Below are 18135 nucleotides of genomic sequence, written 5' to 3'. Positions count from 1 at the left end.
TCTCCTTTAACAGATTTCTAAGCCGTTTCTATGATTAATATTGAATCATCATTTCTTTTCATTTTTTCCACATTTTCTCTTCAAATTTGATCATAACACTCTAGATCATGAGATTCCTCAAAAATAAGATAATTGCATTTATATACACAGAAACGCCTTTCCTGATTGAAAACAGAGTTAGAATAGTATGACAAACAAATGAAGTTATGTTTAAAATGACCTAGTCCTACCCAGTCTGTTTTCTTTAATTCGTCTTTTTTTTATGCGAATTTGATTTTTTTCATCTGGAATGAATCACATTTGTATGAGCATTGACCCTGTCTAGAACCCCCCTTTTTTCTGCAGAATCCTCTGTTTTACTGGTTCTCTAAGAAGAACTCTCCCACCTATCATCGGCAGTTTTAATATGATTTCCACCTTTTTCTATTATTTTACAAAATGTAAGCGCTTTTCTTTTTAAAGGGAATGAGTCAGCCGCCAATATGAACAAAAGAAGGGACAAGAATCCGAACAAAGATGCTGTCATGTTCATAACGTAAGAGTGTACGAGAATGGATAGCTAGAATGGAGGGCATCACATGTTTGGATTTTCCATGGTACAAATGGTCAGAACACATGCTAGTAAATTGGATCAGCCTTTAAGAGAGACCGTCCTTCACCTCTATAAGCCTTTTAAGTGGACGCCTTGTTTTCTTCATCGTTTTTTTGAAGGAAGGTTAAAGAAGAGCAAGAAGCTTCGGGTCATCATTGAATTTAAAGAAGATGCAGTCGAAGCAGGTATTCAAAGCACAAAGCAGCTAATGAAAAAAAGCAGAAAAACAAACATCAAAAAACATTTTTCACATATTAACTGCTGCGCAGCTGATCTTACCCCTGCTGCTTTAGAGGAACTCTTAGCAAATGGGGAGCATATTCGCAAAATATATTTAGACAGACAGGTACATGCACTGCTGGATGTGGCGACACAATCAAGTCATGCGGATGAAGTCGTTCGAAATGGCACAACCTTAACCGGTGAAGGCATTACGGTAGCGGTCGTTGACACAGGCATATACCCACATGAGGACTTAGATGGAAGAATTCGCGACTTTGTAGATTTAGTCAAACAAAAAACGAAACCTTACGATGATAACGGTCATGGAACGCATTGCGCTGGGGATGTGGCTGGAGACGGAGCTGCCTCAGACGGCTTATACAAAGGACCCGCTCCAAAAGCCAATATCATTGGGGTAAAAGTGTTAAATAAACAAGGCGCTGGATCACTTTCTACTATTATAGAAGGTGTTGAATGGTGCATACAGTTCAACGAAGACCATCCTGATGATCCAATTCACATTATCAGTATGTCGCTAGGCGGCGATGCGCAGCGTTATGATGACGAACAAGACGATCCGATGGTGCGCGCTGTCAATGCAGCTTGGGATCAAGGGATTGTTGTATGCGTTGCTGCTGGGAACTCCGGTCCTAACAGTCAAACAATCGCAAGCCCTGCCGTGAGTCAAAAAGTCATTACGGTCGGAGCCTATGATGATCGAAATACGCCAGAATCAAGTGACGATGTCGTGGCACCATTTTCGAGCAGAGGTCCAACGGTCTACGGTGAAACAAAGCCCGACCTCCTCGCACCAGGAGTCAATATCGTCTCTCTTAGATCACCAAGATCATTCCTAGATAAACTAGATAAATCAAGTAGAGTCGATGATGATTATACGACGTTATCTGGCACTTCGATGGCGACACCCATTTGTGCCGGTATCTGCGCACTATTATTAGAGCATTCACCAGATTTAACACCTGATGAAGTCAAAGCCTTATTAAAAGAAAATACAAGCAAGTGGTCTGGAGAGGACCCAATGATTTACGGAGCAGGTGCCATCGACGCAGAAAAAGCCATCCAAGAATAAATAAAAAAGCCCTTTACGTTTTTCGTAAAGGGTGTTGTTTTGTCTGTTTTATGTGTGAAGTCTTTCTTCTACTTGAGCAGCTGACATGTTATGCTTCGTTCTCATACATCTCATCTCCTTTTTGAATGTGCGTACGCGCTTCGATCACAATTTCAAAAAAAGTGGAAGATTCCTTGTACATGTCGCGTTCCTTATAATAATTAGCCGCATCAAGTGCCAATTCCTCTAAATCAGCAAACATTTTTTTGTTTCGTAGTCCCAAAAGGGCTGATCTTAATTGTTCAGAGCTGTCTGTTTCTATATAGAGTGCCTGTAAAAATTGGAATTTCAATTGATAAATTTCATCTCCCAATATAGAGGCCTGATTCATGCCTTCCTTTATAGCCTCACTCGCTCGCTCCATATCTTCGAGTTTAAAACAAGTAAGAGCCAGTGAAAACAATGATTTGATCATCGTTGCAGCTTGATCTTTTTGATAAAGTGAAATGGCTTGTTCAAAGAAGACCGTCGCTGTATGATAGGTTCCCATACTATAATGACAAGTTCCTAAGTTATTGAGGGCCATCGCCTTAAAATAAGATGTGCATTCTTTTCTTTCCATTGCTTCACACACTTTTAAAGCTTTTTCTAAATACGGGAGCGCTTTTTGATGCTGACTTACATCAATCCAATTACCTGCCATCACAAAATCGCATTGAATGCTTCTTTTTCCATAAAGCTGATGTTTCTTATAGATGTCTCTCGCTTTTTTCGCATAATGCATAGAAAAATAGGTTTGTTTCATATGATAGTATACTTCAGCAATTTTATAATAAAATTCCGCTTTTTCGATCTCATCGGTAACTAAGATCAGCTGATGTTCCGCATGCTTATAATAGGAAATGGCTTCGATATACCGGTGCTGGGTAAATGCATACATTCCATGGAAAAAATGAAAGTAATAGCCCAATAAACCCGTCATCTCATCTTCTGCCTCTTCAATATCTTTTGGAAATGCAACCGCTTGAAGCGATTCATTCCCTGCATGGACTGGCGTTAAGTGCTGAAGCATCATTTGATGGCGAAAATCCATGAGAGAATAATAGAGTAATAAATCTTGATCTTCTTCCATCTCATGAATGTCTTCTTCAACAAGGCGCTTCATATCGTTTGCCTGATCAACTTCAAATTTGCAAATATGTGTGTACCATTGATTGATTTTTACACCTACTTCGGAAGATGGTATTTTGTGTGCCATCCACTTCAGCCCCATTCTATCATATCAAACTGATAACTATTATTTTACATAATTTATGATTTTAAGGCAAATTGTCATTTATTTCATATTTTATGTTGATTTTGCACATTTCTATCTTTTTTACCAAGTTTAAAGAGAGTACTTTTTCCCATCAAAACCTTTTTTCTACGAAGAAGGGTCGAATTCTCTAAGCACTTCTTTTAAACCACTGACATAGCGACTAAATGCTTTTTTCTTTCCTTTTCTCGTATCAAAGTTGTCAAAAAAGGCTTTTCTCTGCGCCGTACTAATTTCTAACTGGACACTTTCGCCACTGGCATTTTGATTATTAATGTTGTTTGGATCCGTACCAGAGAGGCGCTCACCTTTTTGCACGAGCTCTGCAGAGAAGCCCCGGTCTTTTAGTTCTCGCACAACCGCTTCTTGCATTTTTTCGTTTGTCCCGCCCACAAGTGTATGTCTTCTATCACTTTTATAGCCGTGGATAGATATAGAAAAGGGATATGTTTTAATCATTTGAACCAAAATCGGTTCATCGAATTTTGTACTAGTGATATGCAAGTCACGATTGTTGTCTTGTTTTGTCCCTTCAAATAAATACGTAGAGTACTTCTTTTCAAATGCTTCTACAATTTCACTTGTTCCTGGTTCAATTTCGCCGCCGTGAGGAGAAAAGACAAGTAAGTCACTTCCCCCTTTTTCATGAAACTCTATCTCATAGCCGTCTCTTTCATGCCGTATAAGCTGTTTAAAACTTTCATATTGATCCCCTTTTTTTCGCTCTTTCTTATACTTTTCTACTTCTTCATGATGTTGTTTTTGCTCTTTATTTTCTTGGATAGAATGGCTGCATTTCACCATTAAAAGAGCACACAGGATGAGAAAGATGAATCCACTTATGAGTAGTCTTTTCATTTCACCGCTCCTTTTCATTCTCTTCGATGTCATCTTATCGCATTATTTTACTATCAATCGCTAAAAGAATTCAAAGAATGTACGGCTCCTTTTCATGAATCAGGAGAACTTACCTGTTTTTTTATGTTGCCCTAGGTATTTTCGGCTTCTTTAAAACGGTTCATGTGCAAGTAAAAACTAAATCCTATGACCTCATTTTAGTTTTAGTCAAAAACACCTACAAAATTGGGAATTTTCATCTTTTTTCAAATAAAAAAGCTGTAAACAAAAGGAATATCTCCTTCTGTTTACAGCCAGTCTCTGTATATCCAGCATTAAACTCTTAATTCATTCTCTAATGCTGTCAGCACTTCATCTTGCGACATGCCTTGTGCAAGTGAAATTTCGCTAACTAACATGCCCCGTGCATCTTCAAGCATCTTCTTTTCACTAGAATTTAAGGCTTTTTTCTGATTACGTCTCATCAGATCTTTGACAACGTCTGCGCCATCTTCAATCGAACCTGTTTTTAGCTTTTTCAGATTTTCATCATATCTTTGCTTCCAAGTAAGCGTGTCGTCGTTTGTTTCTTCTGCAAAATTGTTCATCACAACTTTCAGCGTAGCTTGATCAGCTACCGGACGTATACCTAGTTGATTGATTCTGCCTTTTGGGACCATCATCTGCATATTCGGCATTTGAATCAGAAAATATTCCTGCGTCTTACCTAAAATCTCTTTTTCTTCCATTCCTTCAATCACACCGGCTCCATGCATTGGATAAACAATTTTATCACCTATTTGAAACAAATCCGCCACCTCCGAAAGTATTCACAATATCATTATAACACATTTCAGCAGAGGATAAAAATTTATATTTTATCATGTTAATTTAGCACTAGTCAATTCTTTTTATTTGAGTTTTTAAAGAATTAGCCTTTTTTTACAAAAGGAGCGCCACCATCCAGTCCTCGTACACCTTTCTTGCATATACTAGCATTGAGTCACATTTAGGAGGGATGACAATGTGCAAATGCAAGAGCAAACATTCCCACTCAAAATGCTATAAAAAGCATGACGATCATCACCATATGGATACGTGTGAAAAAAAGAAGTTTTATCATAAAAAAGATGATTGGTTTGAGAGCGATTTTTGGGATACGTCAAGAAGCTACGATCCCCATTATTTTCCTAAAAGTGTCTGCAGCAGATGTAAGAAGCGTCGCAGAAAAAGACATAGCTTCTCATTTTAGTGTTTGACGCTGCACCTGCTTTTTGTTTTCCCGGCTGAAAAGCCGGTTTTTTTGTTACATGTCGTTCTTTTCTTTCATATGGATAGGCTCATGAAACAGGTGCAGCTCATAGGATATGGCAACCTGAAAAAAAGGATGAGATACAAAATGAATAATATGAATAACCAAACCAACCATTACCATCAAGGAAATCCCTATCACACGTTTGAAAATGTGTATACAGCCAATCATGAGCATATGATCGCACCAAACATGCATGACCATATGAATATGCCAAATCATTATCATACCGGTAAAAAAGATGCTTATAGCGGACACCACCCGCATCATCATTCAGCCTATTCCCCTTTTATGAAGCAGTATGAACCCTATTCAAATGTACAGATGAACGATCACCATCACTTCGGTCACTACGGCAATTATGGTATGGCTCCCTACCAGCCATATGGCTATCATGATATGCAGATGATGATGCCGGCAAATCATCATATGACAGGAAATGCTTACGGAATGAACCAACCAAATGCATTCCTACCCCGTTATTACTAAAAAACAAGCAAAATAAGGGTATAAAATACCATTTAATGACATATGGGAATATGGTAACCTTATAGGTAAATAATGGATGTAATCATCTATTATTTACCTATAATCAACCAAGGGGGAAGGAAGAAATGAAGAAAACATGGACAATCATTATGATGGGGATGCTTACATTGGTCATGGCACTCTCAGTACCGCTAGCCGCATCAGCTGAAGGGGCTAAAACAGAGGAAGGCAAAGCTTCAACAAATGCACGACCAGCTGCCCTTTATGCAAAAATCACAGGAGCAAGTAAACAGGAATGGTCTTTTTCTGACATTGACCTGACTTACCGTCCAAATTCTGTTCTTAGTATTGGTGCAGTTGAATTTACTTTACCAGCAGGTTTTCAAGCCACAACAAAGGATATTATCAACGGAAAAGCATTAAAAGACAGTTACATTTTGAACAACGGAAAAACTGTTCGCATTCCAGCTCGTTTCGATTTATTCGGAAGTTCCCAATATACATTACAACTTTCTCATAAAGTACTTCCTGCTGCAGGTACATATACGTTCCGCGCAGAAAATCGTGCGATCAGCATCGGTTCCACATTTTATGCAGAGGATACGATTGATATTAATAAACGGCCAGTTGTCGTCACACCGCCAAATCCTTGCGGATGCTAAACAAAAAAGCGCTCTTAGAGCGCTTTTTCTCATTCATCACAACCCTTGCCGCTGTGCTTACTGCATTTTATATAATTGTTACACCATATCTCATGATGGTCTGTCATCATTTAGTTGGCAAACCCATATATGGCGTTTTTTATTATTATTTTTACTCTTTTAGTTTTTTAAAAATCACAAATTGATATACGCCAAATAGTAAGGTTAGAATCATAATTGCGGTAAATAGTTGGTCGACTGGAAGCAAAAAATATACGACAAAAAAAGATAAAAGCAAAACAAAGTAACCTATATTGAACGCTTTTTTGAATGTCATCATATTCCCTCCTTTTTACAATCATATCACGCTTCACCTAATCGTATAACCAAATAACAAAAACCCCTATCCATTTGAGGAAAGAGGTTTATCCTTACAACATGACAGCGGGTGTTTATCTTCACATCACAAAAACACGAACCAAACTATCGGATTGAAAAATTAATTGGTGGGCAAACCGATTCACCCACCATCTTAAACCTTGCTACATGACACGTTTAAACATCTTCTCCATTTCATATGTGGAATGATGAATCATAATCGGCCGGCCATGCGGACATGTAAATGGGTCTTGTGTTTGCCGGAGTTCATCTAATAAGGCTTTGATTTCATCGTGACGCAAATGACGATTTGCTTTAATCGAGCCTTTACAGCTCATCATGATCGCCGCTTCTTCTCTCAGTTTCTTGATGTCCACACGCTTTTCATCAAGTACTTGCTGAATGATTTCTTCGATGAGTTCAGCCTCTTCCCCTTTAGGAAACCACTGCGGATGCGATCGAACGATATAGCTGCCTGATCCGAATGGCTCTAAGAAGACCCCTACTTTTGCTAAAATATCGATATGCTCTTCAATAATCAACATATCGTTTTTTGAGTAGTGAAAGGTTAATGGAACAAGCATTTCTTGCACTTCCTGTTCAATGTCTCCTACCTTTTCACGAAAGTACTCATACTTGATTCGCTCTTGGGCAGCGTGCTGATCGATGATATAAAGACCGCGTTCATTTTGGGCCAAAATATATGTTCCATGCATTTGTCCAATCGGATACATCACAGGGACACGTTCACTTTCAGCCTGATGCTGGGCTGCACTCTCTTCCAGTATCACTTCGTCATGTTGTTCATGCGAAGCTGCAGATTCCTCTACATATACATGGTCAAACGTTTCTTCAGACGATGCTGGTAAAGGCGCTTCCGCACTTTCCGGTTCACGCACCCCGTATGTGTCGTTCTGACTAGTCTCGTATACAGCCGATGCGAGTGAGTCCGGCTCATAGGAAACAGGTGTTTCCATTCGGCTTTTCATTGTTTGTTTAGAATCAAAAGATAAGGACTGTTGCTCATTTTTCACTGCTGGCATTGGTGCTTTTTTTGGCACTGAAGCACTTGGAATGAGCTGTTGCTTTTGAAAGACGTCCTTAATCCCTTGTTTGATCAATTCATGAAGTTCCTGCTCTTTACTTAGTCTTACTTCAAGTTTAGAAGGATGTACGTTCACATCGACTAAAATTGGGTCCATCTTCATCTCAATAAATGTAATCGGATGGCGTCCGATCGGGAGGAGTGTATGGTATCCTTCATGAATGGCTTTCACCAGCGGGAAATGCTTGACATATCTGCCGTTGACAACAGAAGACATATAATTACGTGATGCCCTTGTCACTTCTGGTAAGGAAATATAGCCTTTCACTTCAAAATCAAGTGATTGTACATGTAGTGGCAGCATTTTTTTGGCCACTGCCGTTCCATAAATGGCCGCAAGCACATGCCGCACATCTCCGTTTCCATTTGTTTGAAGCAGCACTTTTCCTTGATGTCGCAAACGAATCGACACTTCTGGATGAGCAAGTGCAATTCGGTTCACAACATCAGAAATGTTGCCAAGCTCCGTATGAACCGTTTTCATGTATTTTAGACGGGCTGGCGTATTATAAAATAAATTGGTGACCACAATTTCGGTGCCGCGACGGCCAGTGGTTTTTTTCTCCGAAATGATCTTCCCGCCTTGGAGAGCTAAGTGTGTTCCAGCACCTTCACCGGTACTTGTCTTCATTTCTAAGTGAGAGACGGAGGCAATACTTGGCAGCGCCTCCCCCCTGAAACCGAGCGTCCTGACACGAAACAGATCATTTTCATCTTTGATTTTACTCGTCGCATGACGCTGAAAGGCGAGCTTACAATCTTCAGCATCGATTCCCACCCCATTATCAATAATTCTAATAGAAGAAAGTCCTGCTTCTTCTACATCGATTTCAATGACAGTACTACTAGCATCGATCGCATTTTCCACGAGCTCCTTCACAACAGAAGCCGGGCGTTCGACCACTTCACCAGCTGCAATTTTATTTGATAGGTCATCGGATAACTGAATAATCTTTGCCATTTCTTGCTCACCTCACCTTACATTATAATTTCTTTTGCAATTCATATAGCTTTGTCATCGCTTCAAGCGGTGTCATATCCATTAAATTAAATGACTTCAATTCTTCGATCACTGTTTGATCTTTGTTTTTCAGCACAGGTTTTGTTTGCGGTTTTTCTTCCACTTCAAAGAAAGAAAGCTGCTGTTTTTCCTCAGCCATTTCTTTTTTCGGGGCTTTAGAGACGCTCGGAATCACTTCATGTGATCCGCTCTCAAGCTCCGTTAAGATGGTCTGGGCTCGATCAATGATCGCATCAGGCAGTTCAGCAAGCTGCGCTACATGGATGCCGTAGCTTTTATCCGCCGCTCCTTCTTTGATTTGATGTAAGAAAACAACTGTCCCTTCATGTTCTTCTGCTCGTACGTGGACATTTTTCAGTTCGCTTAATTGGGATTCAAGTACCGTCAGTTCATGATAATGAGTGGAGAAAAGGGTTTTGGCACCAATATGATCATGCACAAATTCAATGATTGCCTGTGCAAGAGCCATTCCATCATAAGTGCTTGTCCCGCGTCCAATTTCATCAAATAAAATCAAGCTGTTCTTTGTCGCATGTACCATCGCATTTTTTGCTTCAAGCATCTCTACCATAAAAGTACTTTGACCAGAAATCAAATCATCTGCTGCCCCAATACGTGTAAAGATTTGATCAAAAATCGGAAGGGTTGCCTTTGATGCTGGCACAAAACAGCCAATTTGCGCAAGAATCGAGATCAATGCCATTTGTCTCATATACGTGCTTTTCCCTGACATATTCGGACCAGTAATGAGCAAGGTTTGTCTCCCTTTGCCCATTTGGCAGTCATTCGGCACATACTCTTGATGATCCATCACTTTTTCAACAACAGGATGACGACCATCAATGACTTCCACTTCATCTGATGAAAATTCAGGGCGGACATAACGCCGCTTTTCACTCACAGTCGCAAAGCATTGCAGCGCATCAAGCTCACTCATTTGTTTTGCAAGCAACTGTAATCTAGGAATATAGGCTTTTACTTGTTCCCGAAGCGCAGAAAATAGTTCATATTCCAATTCACTAATATTTGATTCCGCCTCAAGAATAAGGGCTTCTTTTTCTTTCAATTCAGGTGTAATATACCGCTCTGCATTGGCAAGGGTTTGTTTTCTTTCATAACGGCCTTCTTCTAATAAATGCGTATTTGCACGGGTCACTTCGATATAGTAGCCAAACACTTTATTAAAGCCGACTTTCAACGATCGAATGCCTGTATATTCCCTTTCTTGCTGTTCAAGACGAGCGATCCAGTCTTTCCCGTTTCGGCTCGCATCACGATATTCATCTAATTTTGCATTGTAGCCATCTTTAATCAAATTGCCTTCTTTTAACGTCATCGGCGGATTCTCATAAAGAGCATCTTCTAATAAATTAAGTAAATCACCGCATGGGTCAATGTCATTTGCTCTAGATTTCGCCATATCCTCTGGGAGAGAATGGACAAGCTCTTTAATAGCCGGCACTTGCTTGAGAGATTCTTTCAATTGAATAAGATCACGGGCATTCACATTTCCAAATGCCACACGGCCTGCTAGACGTTCAAGATCATACACTTGCTTTAAACGTTCTCGCAGATCCTCTCGCTCAAAGAAATGTTCCATCAGAATTTGCACCATTTCCTGGCGTTCTTTGATTTGTGAAAGGCGGATGAGCGGACGATCAATCCATTGCTTCAGCAATCTTCCGCCCATTGCCGTTTTTGTTTCATCTAAGAGCCATAATAAAGAACCCTTCTTGCTTTTTGAACGGATGGTTTCTGTTAATTCAAGGTTTCGTTTTGAGTAAAGATCAATTTTCATCGTTTGTTCAAGCTGAAACACTTGAACTTGCTGAAGATGATCAAGACTCCTTTTTTGCGTTCTTCTTAAGTATGCATAGAGTGTGAAAAATGCTCTTTTCAGATGTTCGTCAAGATGAGCGACGAGTCGTTCAGCTTCATCTATTAATTCAGCGCTATCTTCGTATGAGATGGTCGCTTGGCAGCGTTCCTTCAGGGTTTTCACCGTTTCTTCATCGAGCTGCTTTGATACCACAATCTCTTTTGCACCGACAGAATAAATTTCAGACACAACTTCATCTAACCGTTCAATGAAAGCCGCCATGTTTTCACCTGTTGATAAATCGGAAAGCGCAAGACCGTAGCCATTTTGAAAGCTGGAAACAGACGCAATAAAGTTATTTTCGTTTTCATTCAGTCCTTTGCCATCCATGACCGTACCTGGTGTAATCAGTTGAACGACCTCTCTTTTGACCACACCTTTTGCCGTTTTAGGGTCTTCCACCTGCTCACAAATGGCGACTTTATAGCCTTTTTCAATCAGTTGTTCTATGTATGCAGACGCAGAATGATATGGAACACCACACATTGGAATCGTGCCGCCATCCCTGCTCGTTAACGTAATTTCTAATTCTTGTGCTGCTTCTTTTGCATCATCAAAAAACATTTCATAAAAATCGCCTAAGCGAAAAAATAAAAAGGCATCTTGGTAATCTGCCTTGATCTTTAAATATTGCTGTATCATGGGCGTATAACTTGCCATATTTCTAATCCCTCACTATATTACTTTCGAATTCATACCATCTTTCATTATAGCATAAAAATTCACCTTTTTTCCTTAGATCAAGGCACAAAAAAACTAGGGGGATATGCGCCCTAGTCATCAATTACTCTTCTGGATCACCCGCGAGGAATTCTGGATGAATATCTTCTAATTCCTCATCCACTTCTTCTTCCCATTCGTGATCATCTTTTTCTTTCCAGCTTGAATTGACTTCTACAACAATTTTGGTTTCCCCTACTACTTCAGCAATGAATTCACGCTCTGCTTGAACGACAATTTTATTGCCATTTGGAGAAATCGTGACTTCTAAGCAATTGGGCTGCTGTAAGACTTTCGCAATCACTTCGTGCTCATCATCAAGGAAGTTTTTATCTTTATATCTCAGTTTGATGATATCTACATATTTTACACGTTCTGTGACCACTTCGGTTTTCGTGTTGTCTGCGTAAGAATACCAGACGTTAATATCAAATGTACCTTCAATCTCAACTGTTTTACCGACCTTTTCAGCATCATACTTATGATTAATGATCCAACCGCCTAGGATGCTGGTTGGTTTTTGCGATGGAGAAATGGTGTGTGTGCTTTGGGTAAATTTCCTCCCTTTTGCAACCACCGCTTTTGTAATAATTTCTCTGTATTCAGACATTCCGGCATGCCTCCTTGTTCTTGATCGTTTTATCTTATGCTGGGCATTCGTCTAGTGTGTCACGATTTTGAGTCTCATGTTCAATTAAATTCATTTCTGTTTCAGTGTATGCATGGTCGCCCATAAACTTGCCTTGAAAATTGGAAAAGTTGGAGAGTGAGAGATTGGGGTTGATGGAAGCTGAAGGAGAAAGAAGGTATGCAATTCTTACATCAGAAAACAAAAAACCCCGCATCTGCGGGGTTTTCTCATTTAATGGAGCAACTTGGGGATGAGTTTTTCACTTTTGAACCGGTTTCTCCTAATAAAAGGTCACCGCCGGTTGAAAGAATGATTTCATCCGTTACTTGATTAGAAATCGTGTGCGCTACAAGCTGAAGCAGGGAATTAACCTCTGTTTGTGATTCTTTGAATTCTTGAATCACTGGGATCTCATCCAGTTCTTCTTGCAGGGCATCAATTTTTTCTTCCACTTGTTTTAAGGCTTCATGTTTGCCATAATGCTTTAAATTCACAGCTTGCTTTTGAAGCGCCTTAATTTGATTAATGATCGCTGCAATTTTTGTATTTTCATTGATTTGCGCTTCTGCTTTTTTGAAGAAATCAACTTCTTCTGTTTCAGAAATCATTTTCGCGAGCTCTCTTGCGCGCTCGACAATCTCTTTCTTTGAATAAAGCGTCATTTTAATTCACCTCGATAGCTTCTCCAACCATTTCTCCGTCAAGAGACCAAGTTTTGGCTTGTGTGATTTTCACTTTGACGATGTTGCCAATCGCTTCTTTTGGTGCTTTAAAATTCACAAGCTTGCTTTTACTTGTATATCCGGCTAGGATCTCAGGGTTGTTTTTACTTTCACCCTCTACTAATACTTCGACAGTCTGCCCTTCATATTCCTTCATTTTTTTCGCAGAAATTTCATTTACGAGTGCATTCAGGCGCTGCAGACGTTCTTTTTTTACACGCATTGGCACGTTGTCTTTCATATTGGCTGCGGGTGTTCCTTCTCTTGGAGAGTAAATGAACGTATAAGCCGCATCAAACTCAACCTCACGATAGAGGGAAAGCGTCTCTTCAAACTGCTCATCTGTTTCATTTGGGAACCCAACGATAATGTCCGTTGTTAATGAAGCATTTGGCATTGCCTCTTTGATTTTACGCACTAGGTCAAGGTAACGTTCACGATCGTATTTTCTTGCCATGAGTTTCAGCACAGAAGAACTTCCTGATTGAACCGGCAAATGAATATGGTCGAGAAGGTTTCCGCCTTTGGCAAGCACTTCAATTAAGTGATCATCAAAGTCACGCGGGTGGCTTGTTGTAAAACGGATACGTGGAATATCGATTTTACGCAGCTCATCCATGAGGTGACCAAGACCATATTCCATGTCTTCAAAATCTTTTCCATACGCATTCACGTTTTGACCAAGAAGGGTAATTTCTTTATATCCTTCTGCTGCTAAGCGTCTGACCTCTTGAATAATTTCATCCGGACGGCGGCTTCTTTCCTTCCCGCGCGTGTAAGGGACGATACAATATGTACAGAATTTATCACAACCGTACATAATATTCACCCAGCCCTTAATTTTTCCTTGGCGGGCTCTCGGAAGATTTTCAATCACATCGCCTTCTTTAGACCAAACCTCAATGACCATTTCTTTTGACAGGTAGCATTCAGATAATAGCTCTGGCAGGCGGTGAATGTTGTGGGTACCGAAAATCAAGTCAACAAATGGGTGTTTCTTTAAAATACGGTTAACGACAGATTCTTCTTGTGACATGCATCCGCAGACGCCTAAGATTAAATCTGGCTTTTCACGCTTTAATGCTTTTAAATGACCAAGCTCTCCAAACACTTTGTTTTCTGCATTCTCACGAATGGCACAAGTGTTTAATAAGATGACATTCGCATCTTCAGTTGAATTTGTTGGTTCATAACCAAGCGCCATAAAAATACCAGCCATCACTTCTGTGTCATGCTCATTCATTTGGCAGCCATATGTGCGAATATAAAACTTGCGGCCGTTCCCTAACCCTTGAAACCGCTCGTCGATTTGAAATTGATTGTATTCGACTTCTTCTTTACCCCGTTTTTTTGCATCTTTTAAGGAAGGCGGAATGTACACAGCTTCAAAATACTGGCTGTAGTCCTTCTCGGATTTTTTGTCCGATGAACTTACTTGTCCGCTCGCTTTTCTCTGCTCTTCATTCATGAATTTGTACTCCTTTCAAACCAAGCTCCACCCTACAGTATAGACTATTTTGTCGTGAATTGAAAATAAATTCATATGTGTCCACACTTTTCAATCCACACGAATTTTACATGAATATTGAGTAGGCTTCAGATGAAGATCGTCTTTTCCTAAAGGATTTTGTATTTCTTTGACAATCTTCATCTGCTGTGTACCGACACTCTCAACTAAAGTAATTACATATGATTCTTTTTCTTCTTCTGCTACCATTCTTTCTTGTTCAGATAAGAAGAATGGAAAGTCATGGTGAGTCAGTTTAGATCCTTTTACTTCTATAAGCTTCTCTTTTCCATCGGGGTAATAAGATTTGATATCAAATCCGTGACCATCTTCTGTTTCAGCTACCCAAACGACAGCTTCCGCTAATTGTTCACTTCCCACTGCTTTTAATTGCTCTACTTCCTTATGATAAACAAATTGCTCTGCTATTCTACCCGTCTCTTCGTTTTGCTTTGATCTTTCTTCTCTTAATTGTTTATAAACATCTCTATGAATGATTCTTTTTCTTTTAAATTTGTTCTGATGTTCCACTTTTGGAATAAGGTCCTGATCCAAATATACTTCGTAAACAAAATCATAAAAAAACTCATTTAAAGAATTGATATCTTGTATTAATTGGTGATGGTCAAAATGATCAATATTATACTTTTTAAAGATCAATGAGCTTGCTACATATTTTTTAGGTCTTAACGATTTACCCAAATGAAAATCACCTATATGAAAGCCCTCTAGTCTTTTATGATGCTTTAATTCAGGCTGTAGCCTTTCCCTCCAAATGGCTGCCTCTTCCCTAATTTCAGATAGAGATAAATTTTCAGTTCCAGTTTCAATTGTTAAATAAAAATCTTCCCCATTCTCAGCGAATAAAATAACAATAAATATCCCTTTTTGTGTCGTTGTTTTTTGAGAATTAGGATTTGAGGTTAATCTCTTGTCTAAAAGTGCAATCCAAAAACATTCTGCAACTTTTCCATTTCCTGTAGATGCTTTAATATCGATCCTAGCCAAATTCCTCATATGGCGTTTTTCTAATTCATAACGAATGTTGTTTGGGATATCTTTATTAAACATGTTGTGAAAAGGGTGATTTTTATCTATTCTCCCTTTGTTCTTATAATCTAAAAATTGTTCATGAAAATCTTCTTTATTAAATAACATTTGCCTCACCACTTACCTCAATAGATCTTTTTACATACATTATACATAACAAACGGTAGATTTGATGAAATATGGAAAGATTAGCGCAAAAGAAAAGAGAGCCTCAGCTCTCTCAATCAAGTATATTCAGTTTTTTTGCTTCTTCTTCGATGATTGTCAGTGCACGGTCAAGCTCTTCTTTTGTGTGCTCTGCTGTGATGATGGCTCTAATTCTCGCTTTTCCTTTCGCTACAGTTGGAAAAGCAATGCCTTGAGCGAAAACGCCGCGCTCGATTAATGCTTTTGAAAAACGGAAAGTGAGTGCCTCGTCTCCAATCATCATCGGAATAATAGGCGTTTCTGTTGGTGCCACCTCAAATCCAAGACCGATGACTTTTTCTTTAAAATAGGCAGCGTTCTCCCAAAGAGTTTCAATTCGCTCCGGTTCGTCTAACAGCACTTCAATGGCTTCTTCACAGGCTCTTGTGACAGCCGGCGGATGTGAGGTGCTGAATAAAAATGGTCTTGCTTTATGCTTTAAGTAGTCGATTAAAACGGCAGAACCAGCGACGTAACCGCCTAGCACACCAACTGCCTTACTAAGTGTGCCAACCTGAATATGCACTCTGCCGTCAAGTTGAAAATGATTCACTGTTCCGCGGCCATTTTCACCAAGTACTCCAGACGCATGGGCATCGTCTACCATCACAAAGGCATCATATGCTTCTGCAAGTCTTACAATCTCAGGAAGCGGTGCAATATCTCCATCCATTGAGAACACACCATCTGTCACGATAAGACGGACGCGGTAATTCATCGATTTCTTTAAAATTTTCTCAAGCTCTTCCATATTAGAATGAGCATATACTTTTTTATCTGCCTTTGTTAAGCGAATCCCATCGATGATTGATGCATGGTTCAGCTCATCTGAAATGACAATATCATCTTTTGTGAGAATACTAGATAAGACGCCTTGGTTGGTCGTAAAGCCTGATTGGAATACGAGGGCTGCCTCTGTCTTTTTAAAAGCTGCGAGCTTTTTTTCAAGCCGTTCATGCATTGTCATCGTTCCAGCAATGGTTCGTACAGATCCTGTTCCAGCACCGAATTCATCAATCGCCTCTTTTGCCGCTTTCATCAGCCTTGGATGTGAGGTGAGACCTAAGTAGTTATTTGAAGAGAGTTGTATGACGGATTGTTCATTTAATGTCACCGTGGAAGATTGTTTGGAATCGATTTCTTTCAGTGTTTGATGGGTGCCTTGCTGCTTCATTGTGTCCAATTCATCTTGTAAATACGTAAATTCTTTCATCATTTCGTCCCCCTTTGATATGATGGCATGATCAGTACGACCTTCCCGCACGTACCATTTCTCATAAGTTCAAATCCCTTTTCAAAATCTTCAAATGGCAGCGTATGGGTGACAACCGGCTTTACATCAATGGTATTCGTTCTTAAAAGTTCAGATACTTGACGCCACGTCTCAAACATTTTTCTCCCCGTGATCCCTTGCACGGTTAATCCCCTAAAAACAATTTGATTCGTAATGTCAATGGTTACCGGCCGCTCTGGCAAACTTAGTATATTCACTTTCCCTCCATTTGCACAAGCTTCGAGTGCTTGATTAATCGCAACGGGATGTCCTGACATCTCACACATCACGTCTGCCCCTTCCATCCGCGTGAGCTGCTTGATCATGGCAACAGGATCATCTTTTCCGATATCCACGATATGATCTGCACCCATTTTACGGGCAAGATCCAGTCTGTATTCATTTTTATCAACAGCGAACACTTGGACAGCCCCGGAGGCTTTTGCAACCGCAATCGCCATTAAACCAATGGGACCACAGCCAAAAATCGCCACTGACTTTCCTGAAACAGGTGTATGCAGAACTGTATGAACAGCATTTCCAAGCGGTTCTTGAATAGATGCAAGTTCCACTGGCATTTGAGCTGGATTATGCCACACATTTTGTTCTGGTACTTTGACATATTCAGCAAAACAGCCATCAATGTCTACCCCTAAAATTTTCGTATCGCTGCACAAATGCTGCTGACCCGTTAAACACATATAACACTGATTACAGACAATATGCGTCTCAGCCGATACAAAATCCCCTACTTTTGCTCGTGAGACTTGGTTCCCCGTTTTGACAACTTCCCCTGTAAATTCATGACCAAAAATGTACGGTGCTTTGACTCTCCCCTTCGCCCAATCATCCCAATTATAAATATGCACATCCGTTCCGCATATCGATGTAGCCTTTACCTGGATAAGCACTTCATGATCACTTATTTCTGGAATCGGCATTTCCATCATCGTCGATCCGTAAGCGCTTTCTTTTTTAACAATTGCTTTCATCGTTCCACACATGACGTACAACCCCTTTGTTAAAAAACTTCTCCCAATGAGATTTTACCATGCCTTTTTTTAACCGTAAATAGCACTGTCTATCTAGAGAAGACAAATGAGCACTCCACAAATTTTTTTGGATATTTTTCTAAAAAATAGTACTCATTCTGAAAAAACGAAAGAGAACCTCATAATGATTTGAA

General features: G+C 39.8%; 15 protein-coding genes. 3 read left to right on the top strand and 12 right to left on the bottom strand.

What is annotated here, in order from left to right:
* Nucleotides 1–578: 578 nt before the first annotated feature.
* Complete coding sequence (locus ACNO7B_RS08410) at nt 579–1904, top strand: S8 family peptidase (RefSeq protein ID WP_017367283.1); 1326 nt, start codon at nt 579–581, stop codon at nt 1902–1904.
* 88 nt (nt 1905–1992) lie between these two features.
* Here the strand turns inward: ACNO7B_RS08410 and ACNO7B_RS08405 are convergent, their stop codons facing one another.
* The 3 genes from ACNO7B_RS08405 to ACNO7B_RS08395 form a co-directional block, all read right to left on the bottom strand.
* On the bottom strand, nt 1993–3141 hold the full coding sequence (locus ACNO7B_RS08405) for a Rap family tetratricopeptide repeat protein (RefSeq protein WP_025207365.1): 1149 nt from the start codon (nt 3139–3141) through the stop codon (nt 1993–1995).
* Nucleotides 3142–3306: 165 nt separating this feature from the next.
* Nucleotides 3307–4056, bottom strand: coding sequence for a poly-gamma-glutamate hydrolase family protein (locus ACNO7B_RS08400; protein ID WP_008344021.1), 750 nt, complete (start codon nt 4054–4056; stop codon nt 3307–3309).
* 314 nt (nt 4057–4370) lie between these two features.
* Entirely contained in the window at nt 4371–4844 is a 474-nt protein-coding gene (locus ACNO7B_RS08395; RefSeq protein ID WP_007499456.1) for a CarD family transcriptional regulator, read from the bottom strand.
* Nucleotides 4845–5434: 590 nt separating this feature from the next.
* Here ACNO7B_RS08395 and ACNO7B_RS08390 point away from each other — a divergent pair.
* Both ACNO7B_RS08390 and bslA read left to right on the top strand, forming a co-directional pair.
* The gene (locus ACNO7B_RS08390) at nt 5435–5836 is read left to right on the top strand and encodes a hypothetical protein (RefSeq protein WP_224563425.1); all 402 of its coding nucleotides are present in this window, start codon (nt 5435–5437) and stop codon (nt 5834–5836) included.
* A gap of 125 nt (nt 5837–5961) precedes the next feature.
* The gene (gene bslA, locus ACNO7B_RS08385; RefSeq protein ID WP_017359045.1) at nt 5962–6498 is read left to right on the top strand and encodes a biofilm surface layer hydrophobin BslA; all 537 of its coding nucleotides are present in this window, start codon (nt 5962–5964) and stop codon (nt 6496–6498) included.
* A gap of 151 nt (nt 6499–6649) precedes the next feature.
* On the opposite strand, the gene ACNO7B_RS08380 is transcribed toward bslA, so the two are convergent.
* The 9 genes from ACNO7B_RS08380 to tdh all read right to left on the bottom strand — a co-directional run bounded on the left by ACNO7B_RS08380 (nt 6650) and on the right by tdh (nt 17953).
* Nucleotides 6650–6814 (bottom strand): hypothetical protein, encoded by a 165-nt coding sequence (locus tag ACNO7B_RS08380; RefSeq protein ID WP_224563423.1) that lies wholly within the window; start codon nt 6812–6814, stop codon nt 6650–6652.
* A 205-nt stretch (nt 6815–7019) separates the two neighbouring features.
* A complete protein-coding gene (mutL, locus tag ACNO7B_RS08375; protein WP_146270275.1) occupies nt 7020–8921 on the bottom strand; it encodes a DNA mismatch repair endonuclease MutL in 1902 nt (633 codons plus the stop codon).
* A 22-nt stretch (nt 8922–8943) separates the two neighbouring features.
* Nucleotides 8944–11520 (bottom strand): DNA mismatch repair protein MutS, encoded by a 2577-nt coding sequence (gene mutS / locus ACNO7B_RS08370; RefSeq protein WP_417901390.1) that lies wholly within the window; start codon nt 11518–11520, stop codon nt 8944–8946.
* 124 nt (nt 11521–11644) lie between these two features.
* The gene (gene cotE, locus ACNO7B_RS08365; RefSeq protein WP_007499466.1) at nt 11645–12190 is read right to left on the bottom strand and encodes an outer spore coat protein CotE; all 546 of its coding nucleotides are present in this window, start codon (nt 12188–12190) and stop codon (nt 11645–11647) included.
* Nucleotides 12191–12438: 248 nt separating this feature from the next.
* Complete coding sequence (locus ACNO7B_RS08360) at nt 12439–12873, bottom strand: RicAFT regulatory complex protein RicA family protein (RefSeq protein ID WP_008344661.1); 435 nt, start codon at nt 12871–12873, stop codon at nt 12439–12441.
* Between the two features lies 1 nt (nt 12874).
* Nucleotides 12875–14401, bottom strand: coding sequence for a tRNA (N6-isopentenyl adenosine(37)-C2)-methylthiotransferase MiaB (gene miaB, locus ACNO7B_RS08355; protein ID WP_007499471.1), 1527 nt, complete (start codon nt 14399–14401; stop codon nt 12875–12877).
* Between the two features lie 90 nt (nt 14402–14491).
* Entirely contained in the window at nt 14492–15598 is a 1107-nt protein-coding gene (locus tag ACNO7B_RS08350) for an MrcB family domain-containing protein (protein ID WP_136944352.1), read from the bottom strand.
* A 112-nt stretch (nt 15599–15710) separates the two neighbouring features.
* Nucleotides 15711–16892, bottom strand: coding sequence for a glycine C-acetyltransferase (locus ACNO7B_RS08345; protein WP_007499472.1), 1182 nt, complete (start codon nt 16890–16892; stop codon nt 15711–15713).
* Complete coding sequence (gene tdh / locus ACNO7B_RS08340; protein ID WP_417901389.1) at nt 16889–17953, bottom strand: L-threonine 3-dehydrogenase; 1065 nt, start codon at nt 17951–17953, stop codon at nt 16889–16891. Before tdh ends, ACNO7B_RS08345 begins: the two co-directional genes overlap by 4 nt.
* Nucleotides 17954–18135 lie beyond the last annotated feature (182 nt).

Origin of the sequence: Bacillus sp. AK25, from assembly GCF_048270685.1 — a bacterium.
In the GTDB taxonomy this organism is placed as follows: Bacteria; Bacillota; Bacilli; order Bacillales; family Bacillaceae; genus Bacillus; species Bacillus altitudinis.
The sequence above is the reverse complement of the archived record's forward strand: the minus strand, read 5'-3'. Positions and strand labels throughout refer to the sequence as shown.

Excerpts from the sequence above, each read along its gene's own strand:
- ACNO7B_RS08345 (WP_007499472.1), bottom strand. The coding sequence starts at position 16,892 with ATGATGAAAGAATTTACGTATTTACAAGATGAATTGGACACAATGAAG.
- mutL (WP_146270275.1), bottom strand. The coding sequence starts at position 8,921 with ATGGCAAAGATTATTCAGTTATCCGATGACCTATCAAATAAAATTGCA.
- miaB (WP_007499471.1), bottom strand. The coding sequence starts at position 14,401 with ATGAATGAAGAGCAGAGAAAAGCGAGCGGACAAGTAAGTTCATCGGAC.
- ACNO7B_RS08405 (WP_025207365.1), bottom strand. The coding sequence starts at position 3,141 with ATGGCACACAAAATACCATCTTCCGAAGTAGGTGTAAAAATCAATCAA.
- ACNO7B_RS08410 (WP_017367283.1), top strand. The coding sequence starts at position 579 with ATGTTTGGATTTTCCATGGTACAAATGGTCAGAACACATGCTAGTAAA.
- mutS (WP_417901390.1), bottom strand. The coding sequence starts at position 11,520 with ATGGCAAGTTATACGCCCATGATACAGCAATATTTAAAGATCAAGGCA.
- bslA (WP_017359045.1), top strand. The coding sequence starts at position 5,962 with ATGAAGAAAACATGGACAATCATTATGATGGGGATGCTTACATTGGTC.
- ACNO7B_RS08390 (WP_224563425.1), top strand. The coding sequence starts at position 5,435 with ATGAATAATATGAATAACCAAACCAACCATTACCATCAAGGAAATCCC.
- ACNO7B_RS08380 (WP_224563423.1), bottom strand. The coding sequence starts at position 6,814 with ATGACATTCAAAAAAGCGTTCAATATAGGTTACTTTGTTTTGCTTTTA.
- tdh (WP_417901389.1), bottom strand. The coding sequence starts at position 17,953 with ATGTGTGGAACGATGAAAGCAATTGTTAAAAAAGAAAGCGCTTACGGA.
- ACNO7B_RS08350 (WP_136944352.1), bottom strand. The coding sequence starts at position 15,598 with ATGTTATTTAATAAAGAAGATTTTCATGAACAATTTTTAGATTATAAG.
- cotE (WP_007499466.1), bottom strand. The coding sequence starts at position 12,190 with ATGTCTGAATACAGAGAAATTATTACAAAAGCGGTGGTTGCAAAAGGG.
- ACNO7B_RS08400 (WP_008344021.1), bottom strand. The coding sequence starts at position 4,056 with ATGAAAAGACTACTCATAAGTGGATTCATCTTTCTCATCCTGTGTGCT.
- ACNO7B_RS08360 (WP_008344661.1), bottom strand. The coding sequence starts at position 12,873 with ATGACGCTTTATTCAAAGAAAGAGATTGTCGAGCGCGCAAGAGAGCTC.